The sequence below is a fragment of the Paenibacillus sp. FSL H7-0735 genome (assembly GCF_038008505.1).
GTDB classification, from domain to species: Bacteria; Bacillota; Bacilli; order Paenibacillales; family Paenibacillaceae; genus Paenibacillus_AQ; species Paenibacillus_AQ odorifer.
Genome location: NZ_JBBOZH010000001.1, coordinates 2435765 through 2449963 on the forward strand (window position 1 = coordinate 2435765; position 14199 = coordinate 2449963).

At 45.4% G+C, this 14199-nt stretch carries 20 protein-coding genes; all 20 read left to right on the forward strand.

What is annotated here, in order from left to right:
- The 20 genes from NSS82_RS10890 to NSS82_RS10985 are packed head-to-tail and all read left to right on the forward strand — an operon-like array spanning window position 1 to window position 14189.
- The gene (locus NSS82_RS10890; protein WP_445321950.1) at window positions 1-1389 is read left to right on the forward strand and encodes a phage portal protein; all 1389 of its coding nucleotides are present in this window, start codon (window positions 1-3) and stop codon (window positions 1387-1389) included.
- Complete coding sequence (locus tag NSS82_RS10895; RefSeq protein WP_341109801.1) at window positions 1340-1924, forward strand: HK97 family phage prohead protease; 585 nt, start codon at window positions 1340-1342, stop codon at window positions 1922-1924. Before NSS82_RS10890 ends, NSS82_RS10895 begins: the two co-directional genes overlap by 50 nt.
- A gap of 46 nt (window positions 1925-1970) precedes the next feature.
- On the forward strand, window positions 1971-3170 hold the full coding sequence (locus tag NSS82_RS10900; RefSeq protein ID WP_341109802.1) for a phage major capsid protein: 1200 nt from the start codon (window positions 1971-1973) through the stop codon (window positions 3168-3170).
- Window positions 3171-3210: 40 nt separating this feature from the next.
- Window positions 3211-3399 (forward strand): hypothetical protein, encoded by a 189-nt coding sequence (locus NSS82_RS10905; RefSeq protein ID WP_341109803.1) that lies wholly within the window; start codon window positions 3211-3213, stop codon window positions 3397-3399.
- Window positions 3399-3947 carry a phage gp6-like head-tail connector protein gene (locus tag NSS82_RS10910; RefSeq protein ID WP_341109804.1) on the forward strand — a complete coding sequence of 183 codons (549 nt, stop codon included), beginning with the start codon at window positions 3399-3401 and terminating at the stop codon, window positions 3945-3947. The genes NSS82_RS10905 and NSS82_RS10910 overlap by 1 nt, the downstream gene beginning before the upstream one ends.
- A gap of 9 nt (window positions 3948-3956) precedes the next feature.
- Complete coding sequence (locus NSS82_RS10915; protein WP_341109805.1) at window positions 3957-4433, forward strand: hypothetical protein; 477 nt, start codon at window positions 3957-3959, stop codon at window positions 4431-4433.
- A gap of 2 nt (window positions 4434-4435) precedes the next feature.
- On the forward strand, window positions 4436-4780 hold the full coding sequence (locus NSS82_RS10920) for a hypothetical protein (protein WP_341086039.1): 345 nt from the start codon (window positions 4436-4438) through the stop codon (window positions 4778-4780).
- Entirely contained in the window at window positions 4767-5258 is a 492-nt protein-coding gene (locus NSS82_RS10925; protein WP_341109806.1) for a phage neck terminator protein, read from the forward strand. Before NSS82_RS10920 ends, NSS82_RS10925 begins: the two co-directional genes overlap by 14 nt.
- Window positions 5255-6283 (forward strand): DUF3383 family protein, encoded by a 1029-nt coding sequence (locus NSS82_RS10930; RefSeq protein WP_341109807.1) that lies wholly within the window; start codon window positions 5255-5257, stop codon window positions 6281-6283. Before NSS82_RS10925 ends, NSS82_RS10930 begins: the two co-directional genes overlap by 4 nt.
- A gap of 11 nt (window positions 6284-6294) precedes the next feature.
- Window positions 6295-6693: a phage structural protein gene (locus tag NSS82_RS10935; RefSeq protein WP_341109808.1), complete on the forward strand. Its 399-nt coding sequence runs from the start codon at window positions 6295-6297 to the stop codon at window positions 6691-6693.
- Window positions 6694-6721: 28 nt separating this feature from the next.
- On the forward strand, window positions 6722-7024 hold the full coding sequence (locus tag NSS82_RS10940) for a hypothetical protein (protein WP_341109809.1): 303 nt from the start codon (window positions 6722-6724) through the stop codon (window positions 7022-7024).
- Complete coding sequence (locus NSS82_RS10945) at window positions 6999-7187, forward strand: hypothetical protein (protein ID WP_280787001.1); 189 nt, start codon at window positions 6999-7001, stop codon at window positions 7185-7187. Before NSS82_RS10940 ends, NSS82_RS10945 begins: the two co-directional genes overlap by 26 nt.
- Before the next feature lie 45 nt (window positions 7188-7232).
- The gene (locus NSS82_RS10950; protein WP_341109810.1) at window positions 7233-9959 is read left to right on the forward strand and encodes a phage tail tape measure protein; all 2727 of its coding nucleotides are present in this window, start codon (window positions 7233-7235) and stop codon (window positions 9957-9959) included.
- Window positions 9960-10505 (forward strand): phage baseplate protein, encoded by a 546-nt coding sequence (locus NSS82_RS10955; protein WP_340395299.1) that lies wholly within the window; start codon window positions 9960-9962, stop codon window positions 10503-10505.
- An 11-nt stretch (window positions 10506-10516) separates the two neighbouring features.
- Complete coding sequence (locus NSS82_RS10960; RefSeq protein ID WP_076316781.1) at window positions 10517-10843, forward strand: phage baseplate plug family protein; 327 nt, start codon at window positions 10517-10519, stop codon at window positions 10841-10843.
- Entirely contained in the window at window positions 10833-11627 is a 795-nt protein-coding gene (locus tag NSS82_RS10965; RefSeq protein ID WP_076316782.1) for a phage protein, read from the forward strand. The genes NSS82_RS10960 and NSS82_RS10965 overlap by 11 nt, the downstream gene beginning before the upstream one ends.
- The gene (locus tag NSS82_RS10970) at window positions 11624-12037 is read left to right on the forward strand and encodes a Gp138 family membrane-puncturing spike protein (RefSeq protein WP_341109811.1); all 414 of its coding nucleotides are present in this window, start codon (window positions 11624-11626) and stop codon (window positions 12035-12037) included. Before NSS82_RS10965 ends, NSS82_RS10970 begins: the two co-directional genes overlap by 4 nt.
- The gene (locus tag NSS82_RS10975; RefSeq protein WP_341109812.1) at window positions 12025-12390 is read left to right on the forward strand and encodes a DUF2634 domain-containing protein; all 366 of its coding nucleotides are present in this window, start codon (window positions 12025-12027) and stop codon (window positions 12388-12390) included. Before NSS82_RS10970 ends, NSS82_RS10975 begins: the two co-directional genes overlap by 13 nt.
- A complete protein-coding gene (locus NSS82_RS10980) occupies window positions 12380-13555 on the forward strand; it encodes a baseplate J/gp47 family protein (protein WP_341109813.1) in 1176 nt (391 codons plus the stop codon). The genes NSS82_RS10975 and NSS82_RS10980 overlap by 11 nt, the downstream gene beginning before the upstream one ends.
- Before the next feature lie 10 nt (window positions 13556-13565).
- Window positions 13566-14189, forward strand: coding sequence for a hypothetical protein (locus NSS82_RS10985; RefSeq protein WP_341109814.1), 624 nt, complete (start codon window positions 13566-13568; stop codon window positions 14187-14189).
- Window positions 14190-14199 lie beyond the last annotated feature (10 nt).

Here is a 14199-nt window from a genome sequence, read left to right on the forward strand (position 1 = left end):
GTGAAAACAAATCTATTAACTAGAATATTTGGGGGCGAGCGCGATACAGAGCGGCGAAGTCAAGAAATAAGCATTAATGACAGGGAGTTTTTACGTATACTTGGGCTTGATGTAGCTCCCGGAGAGATAAGTATTAAGGGCTGGAACGCTTTGAAGGTAGATACGGTATACGCCTGTATTAAAATCCTATCCGACTCTCTTTCTAAGTTGCCGTTAAAGGTATATCAAGAGGATGAATACGGCATTACAAAGGCCGCGAAACATTATCTTTTCCGGCTACTAAAGCTGCGTCCTAATCCGTATATGTCGGCATCTGATTTTTGGAAATGTGTAGAAGCAAACCGAGCGATGGGGAATGCCTATGTAAATATTGAATTTGATCAGCGTACAGGTCGGGTAATCGGTCTTTGGCCTATTCCATCTAGCAGAGTAAAGGTTTGGATTGATGATGCGTGCTTGTTGCCGGATGTAAATAACAAATATTTAAGCGGGAGAACCCGTCTTTGGTATGAGGTTGATGTTGGTAATGGTGTTAAAAGAAAGATAATGCCGGATGAAATGCTTCATTTCAAGGGCAGTGTGACACTTGATGGTCTTGTAGGTATCCATACAATGGATTACTTGAAATGCACAGCAGAAAACGCCGCCTCTGCTTCTCAATTCATTAATAATTTCTACAAGCAAGGGTTACAGGTCAAGGGGCTGGTACAGTATACCGGAACATTAGATGATGGCTCCAAAAAAGTATTCAAAGATAATTTCGAGAGCATGACATCTGGCCTAAAGAACAGCCACAGAGTAGCTATGATGCCATACGGGTATCAATTTACACCAATTGCAATTAGTATGGCTGATGCTCAATTTTTGCAGAACACGGAGCTTACTTTCCGCCAAATTGCGAATGCATTCGGCGTCAAAATGCACCAGCTTAACGACTTGGCGAAGGCCACATACAGCAATGTGGAGCAGCAGCAACTTGCTTTCTATAGTGATACACAGCAGCCAATACTCACTACCTATGAACAGGAACTTTCGTACAAGCTATTTACGGATGATGAACTGGACGAAGGGTATTACTCCAAGTTTAATGTAGATGCGATTCTGAGAGCTGACCTTAAAACTCGTTACGAAGCTCACGGAAAGGGGATTGAAAAAGGGTTCATTACCCCAAATGAGGCACGAGCTGCCGAAGATAAGCCACCACTTCCTGGTGGAGATCAACTCCTATTCAACGGTAATGTAATTCCGTTGACAATGGCAGGCCAACAATACGTGAAGGGGGGTGAAGAAACTGAGCCAGAAGAGAACGAACCCAACTCCGACGAAGGAGAACAGAGCAATGCCGGCGATACTGGAGATACGGGAGACGATGGAGGGGGAGACAAGTAAACGAACTATCATCGGTTCAATTAAGTACGATTCAGAGTCCCATGTTATGCAGGATTGGTATGGTGACGAATTCGTAGAGGTTATTGCTCCTGGGGCCTTTGCAGAATTTATGAGAGAGAACAATACCGTTTCTCTTTGGTGTCACCGAACAGATCAGATCCTTGGAAATACTCGTTCTGGAACCTTAAAACTATTTGACGGTCAATCTGAGCTGAGGTTTGAACTTGATCTACCGAATAGCAGTTGGGGAAATGATGCTTATGAGAGCATCGACCGAGGTGATGTTGACGGTGTTTCCTTTGGGTTTAACGTCCGCACAAATGGAGATCGATGGTCAAAAATTGAAAGGGACGGTAAAACACTTTACAAACGAACAGTATTACTTGCGACACTCCCTGAAATCTCAATGACTCCTTTTGCAGCTTACCCCGAGAATGAAGTATCTGTTAGATCCCTTGAAGAATTCAAGGCTGAAGAAAAGCGGGCTGCAGATCAATTTGAAAAAGAAAAAATACTCTTGGAACTGGAACTATAATCCGGTTCCTTTTTGTTTGACCAAAATTTATATGAGGTGATGAACAGTGTCAAAAGAATTGCGCGCGCTATTAGCAAAATTGGATTCAGCGAAAACGGAAGTACGATCATTATTAAACCTTGATAAAACCGCTGATGCAAAAGTGAAGATGGAAGAGGTTCGTTCTCTTCAGGAGAGAATTGACATTCAGAAAGAGCTTGAAGTTGAAGAACGCGGCGGATTAGGTAACGGAGGACGTCACAGAGCCGGAGAGGAAACACCGGATCTTGAATCGCGTGAGGATGTGGAACTCGAGCAAGAATACCAGGGTATTTTCTTACGTGGTCTGCGTCGTAAAGGAATCACAGCGGACATGAGAAGCGTTATTGCTGAATATGAAAAACGTACTGTGCTGAATGAAGGGCAAACTGATCCTGCCATTCCAGACGGTGATTTGTCTATTTTAGTGCCAAAAGATGTTCAGAATCAGATTAACGAAGTGATTCGTAGCTTAGATGATCTTTCACAATACGTCAGCGTAGAGCAAGTGACGGCGCTGTCCGGCAGTCGTGTGTTAGAGGCATACGGGACTATGACTCCGTTTCAAGAGCTTAGTGAATATGATCCAATGGAAGAACACGACTCACCAAAGTTCCGTCCGGTAGAATACAAATTGAAAGATCGAGGCGGTTTCCTTCCCCTTACTAGCAATCTTCTACAAGATAGTGATCAAGCGTTATTGCGATATATCACCCGTTGGATCGGACGGAAGTCTGTTGTTACTCGGAACACCTTAATTACTCAACTTTTGTCTACCTGGACGAAAAAGGCGCTGACCAACGTTGACGCTGTTAAAAAAGTATTGAATGTCGACCTTGACCCGGCGATTAGTGCAACTGCAATTATTTTGACCAACCAGGATGGATATAATTGGCTGGATGAGCAAAAGGACAGTAACGGGCGTTACTTGCTTACAGACGACCTTACACAAGCAGGACGCAAGCTCTTTAAGGGTCGCCCCGTTTCAGTTGTGGCGAACCGTTATTTGCCTAGTGTTGGATCTTCAAGCGTTAAAGCTCCACTTATTATGGGAGATCTTAAGCAGGCCATCGCTCTATTTAGTCGCCAGTTTTATGAGCTTGCTAGCACAACTGAAGGTGGAGACGCTTGGAGACGACGTACCACAGAGTTGCGAACTGTTATCCGCGATGATATCCAGAAATGGGATGCGGAAGCCGCAATTTATGGTGAGTTGACCCTATCCTAAAATCGCAAGCGCTTAGGAATTTGAAAGAGAGGTTATAAGGGTGCAAACCAAAAATTATCAAGATCAAAATGGGAGTCGTTGGGTTGTTGAAGGAACTCTTGAAATTTCGGGAAACGGGAAAATTACTAAGGATGGCCGAGAGGTCGATTTGGAAGCGGGAAAAGTCAGCCGTAAGGAATATGATGCTTTAGCTGCTCGTGTGGCTGCACTAGAAAAGGGTGGTAGCTAATGCTTACCACCCTGGACAAAGCGAGAACGTTGGGGATTGATCCAAGTGGTGAAATCCCCGATAACGAGCTTGCCGCGCTTCTTACCATAGCATCCGTTGCTATTGAAGAGGTCTGCCGCCGGAATTTCAAGCTGCAATCCTATTCTGAACGGGTGAGCGGGATGCGCGGGTCATATCTCAGACTACCTAATTATCCTGTTCACGAAGTGAGGATTTACGAAATGGCGAACCGCCCCTTTGAAGATGTGGAAAGGCTGGAGCATGGAATCTTATTCCGAGACTGTGGCTGGCCGGGCGGGGAGCGGGGGTTGACCGTGAACTACACAGCGGGTTATGTCCTGCCAAATGATGCAACAGAGGAGAATCCGGCTACGTTGCCGGAGACACTGGAATATGCTTGCGTGTTACTGGCAAAACACCTTCAGCGTGAACATGGGGTGTCATCAGAGAGGGTTGGGGATATCTCAGTAACCTATGCGGCAGCAGAAGCAGACATGCCTATGGCAGTAAAGTCTTTGATTAATCCCCATATTAGACCAGAATTATGAGGTGAGAGCATGGCAGGATCAAGATCCAGGGCGAGGCGGGTCGGTGTGCAAGTCACCGGCGAAGATAATCTGCGGCAACTAGCCGAGCGACTTCGCCCATTGACTAAGAATAAGATTCGTATTGGTATGCAGGGTGATGCTGAACTGGCTATGATTGCCGGAGTCCACGAATATGGATCTGTGAAAATGAAGATTCCTGCCCGTTCGTTTATCGGGACAGGGAAAAAGAAAGGTCAGGCTCCCATAGGTAAGTTGGTCCGGGCTGGGGTAACAGAGATTGCCCACGGGCGTAAGCGGGTAGACGAATTGTTTTCGGAGATTGGTGAGACGGGACTTGATCGAATGAAGAAAAATTTTGAACGAATTAAGCAGCCGCCCTTATCCGCCCGATATGCTTCAAGAAAGACTGGCTCCCGAAAGTTGCTGCACCGGGAAGACGAGCTGCGCGACTCCCTGATTTATGACATTGTACCGAAGGGAAGGTAATCATGCGGCAATTTAGATTTGCTGGCGTCATTCGAAAATATTTCAGACCATATACCCTGATCCGAGACAGTGGAGGTGCATGGGTCAAGGGAAAATGGGTTCCAAGTCAACCGGAACGACTAACACGGAGCGGCAGCATCCAGCCTGTGAGCGCTCGATTGAAAGCGACAGAGGGCGGTAACTATACCGAGACAGATCGAATGTTATATACGACTTCGACGCACAGTACTGGTGAACGTATTGACTACATGGGCGTACAGTACACCGTTAATGAATCACCAGATCGAGAGTATTCCGATATCAATCAATATCTGCTGCGGAAGGTGGTCGCCAATGCTCCCGTTTGAGGATATTAGAGTTGCCATTGTTGAGGGTATGGAATCGGCTTCCGGTGGTTTGGTCATTGAAATGAACGGCGGAGGGGATACTCCTTCCGGTGATTTCATGACTTATAGTTTCGTTGGCGGCTTCGCTTCCACTGGAGGACAACCGATCATTACCCAACAGTTAGGAAAGCAGTACAGGATGGAGACGGTGACATTTACCGTCTCTTTTAATTGTTATGCGGATGACTCAGACATAGCTCAAGTTAACGCCATGAGGGCGAGAGATTGGTTTAAGTCAGATGGACATGATCTGTTAAAGGACAAACTTGACGTGATCGTGATTGAGATTGGAGAGATCCAGAACCGGGACATTAACATTGGTGAAGAGTGGGAACGGCGTCAGGGCTTTGATGTTGAATTTCGGGCCACGGATGTTGTAGTAACAGACATGTCAGGCTGGATTGATACTGCACCAATACAAAGGAGTGATAAGTTTTGAGTATTAGCGACGTTACTGTAAACATAGCTGTACTGAAGCCAACACCTATTTTGGGTGGGTTTGGCAAACCCTTAATTCTAGGGTCCAGTACAGCGGGTAAAGAATTTAAAGATTACTTAGATATAGATGCCGTGAAGACTGATTATGCTGCCAGTACCGAGGAATATAAAGCGGCGGCTGCGCTTTTTGCACAGAAGAACCCGCCAGCAGAAATTGCGATTGTATCTAGGAGAACGGGCGCAACACCTGAGACATTGACAGATATTTTACCAAAACTGTTTTTGAAAGATTGGCATTTTCTCGTTACGACGAGCACGGCTGCTTTGGACATTACCACTATAGGTGATGCTATCGAGGCAGATAAATCCAGACAATTTTTCTTCCGTACAAGCGATAAAGCCGATTTGGCTACAATCTTGGCTAAGAAATACACTCGAACCTATGGTGTTTATCATATTGCAGCAGAAGTTGCTAAATATCCTGAAGCATGCTGGATCGGTGCAGCTGGAAGTCTCCCACCTGGCTCGATTACTTGGATGGGATGGACACTAACTGGTATTGCACCACTGGATGTTACAGCGACAGAGTTAGCAGCTATCCATGCACTTGGTGCCAACACGTACGTGACCAAATCGGGAACTAATGTCACTAGTGAATGCAAGTCTGGTAGCGGTGATTATATCGACTTCATTCACTCCCAGGACTACATTGTTTTTAGCATTCAATACGCCGTACAAGATTTATTCAATCAGGCACAGCACGCATTACAAAAGATCAGTTACAACAATACGGGTATCGCTCAAATTGAGAGTGCCGTTCGGACGGTTCTGCATCGGTCATTTCTAAATGGCATGATTGCTACTGACGATGATAACGTTCCATTGTATAACACGACGTTTCCACCACGTAGTCAAGTTGATCCGGCACAGGTGGCAGCACGCAATTATCCAGATGGAAAGTTTGAATTTGTTCAGGCGGGAGCCATACACAAAACGGCCATTCGTGGCACTATTAAATTTGCATAGGAGGGGTTAGGGTGTCAGAAGCAAAAACATATGATGCAATGGACGTCTCTGTAATTGTTGGAGGCGTCTTTTTAACGGGATTCGGAGAAGACCTAGTAACTGTGGCGAAGGACGAAGAAAACTTTTCAACTAAAGTAGGGGCACAAGGAGATGTGGTCCGAACGAAGGTTAATAACCCACTTGGCACAATTACTGTTACCCTTCAAAGCACCAGCCCACAAGCCGCATATTTGGATGGACTGGCTAACAGCCAGAAGATTGTACCTTTATCAGTTATGTACTCGGGTACGCCAAAGGAAACGAATACTGCAACACAAGCTTATCTGAAAAAACCAGCTGACCGGGAATATGGCGGAGAAGCTGGCGATCGTTCCTATGAGTTTCAATGTCTTGATTTAAGCATGAACTAAAATCCAAAATTGAGAGGGGCCTATATCAATGGCTAATTTTAAACAGAAAGAGTACAAATCTAAATCAGGAAAAAGTTATACCTTCCAGCATCCAGGCGTACGCGCAATATCTAAAATCAATGATGGCTCAAAAAATAAATTTGGAGTGATTCTGGAAGAACGCTTATCTGAAGAAGTACTCAAACATGTTATCGTGGATCCTAAAATGAAAATTGATGATTTCAACGATTACACGGAATATAGTGAAGTTGTTAATGCAGCATACGCCTTTGTGACAGGAAATGATGAAAATGAGGACGCCGACGATGGCGATCAGCAAGAAGGAAGCTAAGAAACGAGCACGATCTAATTGGAGTCAATGGAGGCTGCTACTCTCCGATATGGGCATTACGTATAATGATCTAAATAGTATGGATGATGATGACATTGCCGAAGCGAACGCAGCTTTAGACCTTCATATTGAACAGACAAACAAAGCAAATAAGAAGAAATAGGAGACGTCCTTTAGGGCGTCTTCTTTTGTTCGGAAAGGAGGAACTATGGCAGGCGGTATAATCGGTTCACTAATGTATGCAGTTGGGTTCAAGTTCAACTCTAAGGGAATAAACGATGCAGATAAAAAGGTTGGTAAACTCACAAAAACTGTGGTCGGACTTGGGGCTGCTGGTGTAGCTGCAATGACTGGAATCGGAATTGCTGGGGTACATGCTGCTTCTAAATTTGAAACGGCTATGAAGCAAGTTCAGGGGGCAACTGGAGCAACCGTGAAACAGATGGAAGCAACTAGAGAGGTTGCTAAAAATCTGTACTCTAACAATTTTGGTGAGGATTGGAACGACTTAGGAACAGCGATTTCAAATGTTCAGCAAGTTACTGGCCAAACAGGAGAAGAACTTGAGAACACCACTCGAAACGCAATTCTACTTCGGGATCAATTCGGCTTTGAAATTCCGGAATCCATCAAATCCGCTGATACTATGATGCGACAGTTTGGGATCACCTCCGAAGAGTCATATAACTTACTGGCGCAAGGCGCACAGCGGGGACTTGATAAATCCGGCGAACTGGTGGATTCAGCCAATGAATATGCTAACCAGTTCAAGAGCTTGGGCTTTACGGCTGACGATATGTTTGACGTTTTTGCCGCTGGCTCTGCCGAAGGTGTCTTTCAAGTTGATAAAGTTGGAGACGCCGTGAAGGAATTTAATATAAGGTCTAAGGATGCCAGTAAGACATCAATGGATGCCTTTACCGCGCTGGGCCTTAACGCTGATGCAATGATGCAGACCTTTGCCAAAGGTGGACCAGACGCGAAACAGGCATTTAGCGATATCGTCTCTATGATATCGGATATCGAGGACCCCGTTGCCCGTAACAATATTGGTGTTGCTTTGATGGGTTCGCAGTTCGAAGACCTTGAGGTTAATGTCATATCGGCAATGGGGGCTGCAACGAGATCCTTTGATAAAACAAAAAAGACGATGGACGAGCTTAATAAAATCAAATTTGAAAAGCCTGGCGAGGCATTTAAAATGTTCGGAAGGCAGGTCGAGGTTGGAATATTAATTCCAATTGGTCAAAAGCTGCTACCTTACTTGAATGCCTTTGGGCAATGGCTATCTGACCATAAGCCGCAGATCGAAGCGGTGGGCAATGCAATCGGTGACGGGCTTGGTGCAGCAATCAATATGGTAAGCGGTTGGATTCAGGCGGCAATGCCATATCTACAACAATTTGGAACACAAGCATTGCAGGTGTTTGGGTACCTGATTGATAAGGGGAAAGAATTGTGGACTTCTATCCAGCCAGTGGCCGTCATGATCGGTGAGACATTGTTAAATGCCGCAGTTCAATTATGGCCACATATCCAGCAAATTGGCTCTTCAATTGCTGATACAGCTAAAGCATTCTACGATTGGGAAGGATTTGCACCGGTGGTGAGCGGAATTGTCGCGGCACTGGTCACATATAAAACAGTCGTAGGCACGATAACAGTCGCAACCAAGATTGCAGCAGCAGCGACCAAAGCATGGACTGCAATTCAGAAAGCTTTCAGTATAGTCATGGCTGCCAATCCTATTGGCATAATTATCGCCGCCCTAGTGGGTTTAGGCGTGGGGCTGGTAGTCGCTTATAAAAAATCAGATAAGTTCCGGGCGTTTATTGACGGGATGTGGTCTGGGATCAAGACGGCTACCATGGCAGTACTGAATTTTTTCAAAATTACAGTTCCCCAGACCTTCATGACAGCCTTTAACGCAGTGACTGGATTTTTGAAGACTTGGGGAGTAACGATTCTGGTTGTAATTGGTGGTCCAATTGCATGGATCGTTGCTTTGGTCGTTAAATATTGGGATGAAATTAAGGCAGTGACATTTGCAGTGTTCAGTGCAATTGGTAGCTGGTTGTCATCCATATGGAGCAGCATCAGTAGCAATATTTCTGGGGCTGTCAGCGCTGTGTGGAATGCAATTACCGGGGCATGGAACAATGTATTTTCGATAACTAACTCTCTGATGACCAAAGTTTGGAACAAGATCACTGCTATATGGGCGCAGATTGTTGGAAGCATCAAGACAGCCGGAGTCAATGTCTGGACTGCCGTTTCGGATATGTGGGGAAAGGTGACAAGTTTTTTCAATGGGATCAACCTCTTTGATACAGGGAAAAAAATTATTAGTGGTCTGATAGATGGAATTTCGAATATGGCATCGACCTTGATGGAGAAGGTCAAAAGCATAGCGGATGGCATTAAAGATTTCTTTGGTTTTAAAACCTCTGCAAGCGTGTCTGTTTCTACTGAAACTACTGGCATAAAGGCAGTAGACGGAAGTCACGCGAATGGGCTGCCTTATGTTCCGTGGGACGGTTATATCGGTGAATTGCACAAAGGCGAACGCGTTTTAACAGCTAAAGAAAACCAGGCGTATTCCCAGCCGGAAGTAACATTGCCTAAGTTTGACTTCCCAATCTATCAAATGCCGGCTTTTGAATTGCCTGATTTTCAAATAGCTCAGATAAACATTCCTTTTGCGAAGCAGGAACCCGTAGCAGCAAAGCCTGATTACGAGCCACACACACCTGAATCATCCCCAGCACGAATGACAACAAATAATCATCGTGCAGATTTTAAGCCAATCTTTAATATTAAGGTTTCAGGTAATGCCGATGATAAGACCATTTCAAATCTGCGGGAGACGATTCGGCAAGAAATGCAAGATGTATTTGAATCGTATATGCGCAGCGTAGGATTGGAAGGTGCGTAAATGGCACTTATTGATGGCAAATACATTACTGTAGAGAATGAATCACCGTCCTTTCCCGTAACTGTGACAGAGCAACCGGTTGAAAAAGGGATCAACTTAATTGATCATGTGCAGGCACAGGCCCGGACGCTATCATTAACGGGAGTTATTGTTGGTACGGATGCAGCGAAGACACGCGCCTATATCATAGCTGCGAAAGACAAAGGCACAATCATTAATTACGTCGGCCGAAATCAATTCAAAGGTCTCATTACTGATTTTTCGACAGGACATGATTACACCACTGCGGATGGATTTACTTTTACGATGGAGCTGCGAGAGATAAAGATTGCAACGTCTTCTTATGTGGAGACGTTGCCACCTCCAATCAAGGCTCAGGTTACTAAGATCGTAAATTCTGGAACTAAGCAAACCCAGGAGAAAAAAACTGCAAAAACGACTACTAAGAAGAAAAGTAATAATACAAGTAAGAAAAAAGAAAAGGAAAAGGAAAAAGAAAAAGTTCAGAAAGTAAAATTTAAAACGGGAAGTAAATGGGCAACATGAGGCGGTGAATTATGGAATTTATTGAGATAGAGAAGGACAACATCCCTTATCGTTTTGACATATCTATCGCTGGTGAAATGTTTGGCTTTGAAGTCCATTACAATGCTGACTATGATTTTTTTACGGTGGATCTTGAAAAGAATGGAGAAGTGCTGGTATATGGGGAAAAGTTAGTTTATGGGCAAACGCTCTTTTATGACGTCCAAGATAACCGATTTCCTAGATTACCTATTGTTCCTTGGGATGAATCGGAAAAAAGTACAGCAGTAACATGGGAGACGCTTGGTATAAGCGTCTTTTTGTTTGTTATTGATGAGGATGAGGAAGATGACGAGTAAAAATTTTGGCCGTGTCGTGGAGATTATGACTGCTAATATGAAATTCACTCTTGATAAATACACGATGGAAGGGACGGTTCCATTTGACAACGACACTTTACCTAATGAGTCGGAACTGAGGATATGGAACCTGTCACAAACAACGATAAATAACATCAAGCGTAACGCTGTCCTAATGGTGAATGCTGGTTACACCGGAGATGTTGGGCTTATCCTCCATGGTCGAATTTCATCGGTTCGAACCAAATGGGAGGGCGTAGATAAAATAACGACTGTTTATGTCTTGGATAGTGAGGATCTCTCTAAGCGAGAAGTTACAGAGATTGCTTTTGCAAAGGGGACACTAGCCAGTGCGATCATTAAGCAGATGGCGGGGTATATCGGTTTACCTGTAGCGCAAATGGCACTTAACCAGGACTACAGATATCAAGATGGTTACACAGCAAAGGGAAAAGTCACCGACATCATATCGGAGGTTTGTAAGGACTGTGGAACATCTTGTTATATCAATCAAAGCAAACTCTATATTCGTAATATTCGTAATGGTGCTGATTCTGTTTTTGCCTTGTCTCCAGAAACGGGTTTGATAGGATCTCCAGAATATTTCGAGGACAATGGCATTCAGGGATACAATATTTCCGCACAGCTGCAACAACGAATCACAACGGCTTCTGTTATTAATTTGACTTGCAGGGAATGGTCAGGAAAGCTTCATATTCGTAGTGGAACCCATAAGTTTTCCAATACAGGAGACTTTATCACAGAAACGGAGGCGATTATGTGAGTAGAGCAAATCCAGCAGGAGCACTTTCCCGTTTGCTTGGCGCGTATGCGGGTAACCAAGGCGACGATATCAGTGTTGCGATGCCTTGCAAGGTTATTTCCTTCGATGATGCTAAGTTGAATGCTGTTGTACAGCCATTACTTAAACTGACGAGTGGACAACCCGCACAGATAATGTCTGTCCCGGTCATAGGGCAAAAGGTCGAATTTGAAATTAATCTTGGTGCTGGGATGCAGAAATTCGAAACAATTATGCGTCCACTATTAAAGGCTGGAGACGTTGTTTATGTGGTTTGTGCTGATGCTGAACTTAAAAATACATTATCCGGTCAAGTGGCAGCCCCGGACACCGAAAGGCGACACAGTCGAATGGATGCTGTAATCGTAGGGGTGTTACCATGCAGTCTATAAAACTAGATATTTCCGGAGATTTGGTGTTTTTAGACGGTGAATTGCAACTGATCTCCGGTCCTGAAGAAATTGCTCAATGTTGCACTTTGGCAGTAGGAACTAATAAGGGCGAGTGGATAATTGATCCTGAGATGGGCATTGATTTTAAGCGGATCACTGGAAAAGGGGTTACTGAAGAAGAGATTCGCGACGAGTTGACCAGTGGGGTTTTACAAGAACCGCGTATTCAGAGCGTAGATACGGTGACTGTAACCTTTGACAGAATGAAACGAACAGCTACAGCAGATTTTACGGCTACAGCTGTCAACGGCGATGTAATTACGGTTGAGGGGGTCGAGACCGTTGTTGGATAGCACAGGTTTTAAACGACTACGATTTGATGATCTATTTTCGCAAATGGAGGATAAAGCCAAGGAGTCATTTGGAGACACGGTTAACACATCGGTTCGCTCACCGCTTGGAATTATACTTCGTATTTTTGCTTGGTTTTTAGCTATTATTTGGAGCACCGCAGAGGACGTATACAACAGCGGATATATTCCAACGGCCACCGGCAACAACTTGGATAGGCTGGGTCCGCAAGTTGGTATATCCCGAACGCTTGCCCAATGGGCAGCGGGATCATTGGAAATCACGGGAACTATAGGCTTTACTGTTCCGGCGGGTACCCGTGCGGCGACGAAATCCGGTGTAGTGTTTGAGACAATGGCTGATGTTACACTGACCACTGGTGCCGCCACCGTTGCAATTGAGGCGTTGGAACCGGGAGTATCAGGCAACGTCGCGGCGGGGGCAATATCTGTGGTAGTTAACCCGGTACCGGACATTACTGGTGTGACCAACGTTGTAGCCGTGACGGGGGGCAGGGAAAAGGAGACAGACGCCGAATTTCGCAGTCGCTTTGATTTGTCCGTGGCGGGCGGCGGCGCGGCTTCCGTGGATGCACTTCGGGGAGCGCTGCTAAGAATGCCCACCGTCCGAGCAGCAGCGATCATCGAGAACACAGGTATGACAAAGGATGCTGCCGGACGGCCACCCAAGTCTTTCGAAGCTTATGTGCTGGGCGGGGATGAGCTGGAAATCTCTAAGGCAATCTTTGCAACCAAGTCCGGCGGCGTAGAAGCTCACGGGAGCATCAGTAAGCAAGTTGCCGATTTGGGTGGACAGCTGCACACGGTTAAGTTTTCCCGTGCAAACGAGGTGGGGATCAAAGTATCTGTATCTGTGACCAAAAACGCTCAATACCCGATCGATGGTGATGACCAAATTCGATCAGCCATTATTACGTATATCGGCGGCGAAGATGCCGCAGGGTCCTATTACAACGGCTTAAGCATGGGAGCAACCGTAGTGTATACCCGATTAATCAGTGTTGTATCCAATGTTGAGGGGGTCGAAGATATGATCTTGACAGTGGGCAAGACGAGCGGAGGCCTTGGCAGTTCTAATGTGCCTATTCAGGTTTATGAAGTAGCTCGGGCACGAGCGGCGGATATTATGGTGAACAGTCATGTTTAGTGTTAAGGACATGCTACGACGCTTTGCGGATACCTATAATAAAAATCCGGAAAGCAACTTGGGTAAGATGATAAGCATTTTGCATGGGGAATTGGCAAGAGTCGGTGAGACGCTGGAACGTGTCTGTGAGTGGAAAGACATTGATGCTGCCCAAGGCACGACGCTGGACCGAATAGGCTCCAATGTGGTCCAGCCACGAGGGGCAGCGACTGACGAGGTATACCGAGTACTGCTAAAGTCCAAGATTGCCCGAAATCTATCTAAAACGGACGTTAACACCATTATCCAGGTGCTAGCCCTTGCTTTGGACTGTGATTACTCAGATATCAAAATCCAAGAGAAATTTGCCGATCCACTGGAGCCGGAGCCAGCGGCAATCAACTTGATTCGTGTTCCAGTCCGGCGCTTGAATGAGGTTGGCATGTCCCCATTACAGTTTGCCCGAATCATACAAAAGACGGTTGCAGCAGGCGTCCGAGTGGCTCAAATTGAGCTTGCTGGGACGTTTGCTTTGTCCTCTCAGTATGATGTGCTTGAAACAAGCTCATTAGGACTTTCGGACACGGATATGACTACGGGTGGGGAGTTAGGAACGGTATACGCACCAGGCGATGATTATCCATTACCTATATAGTATTTAGGAG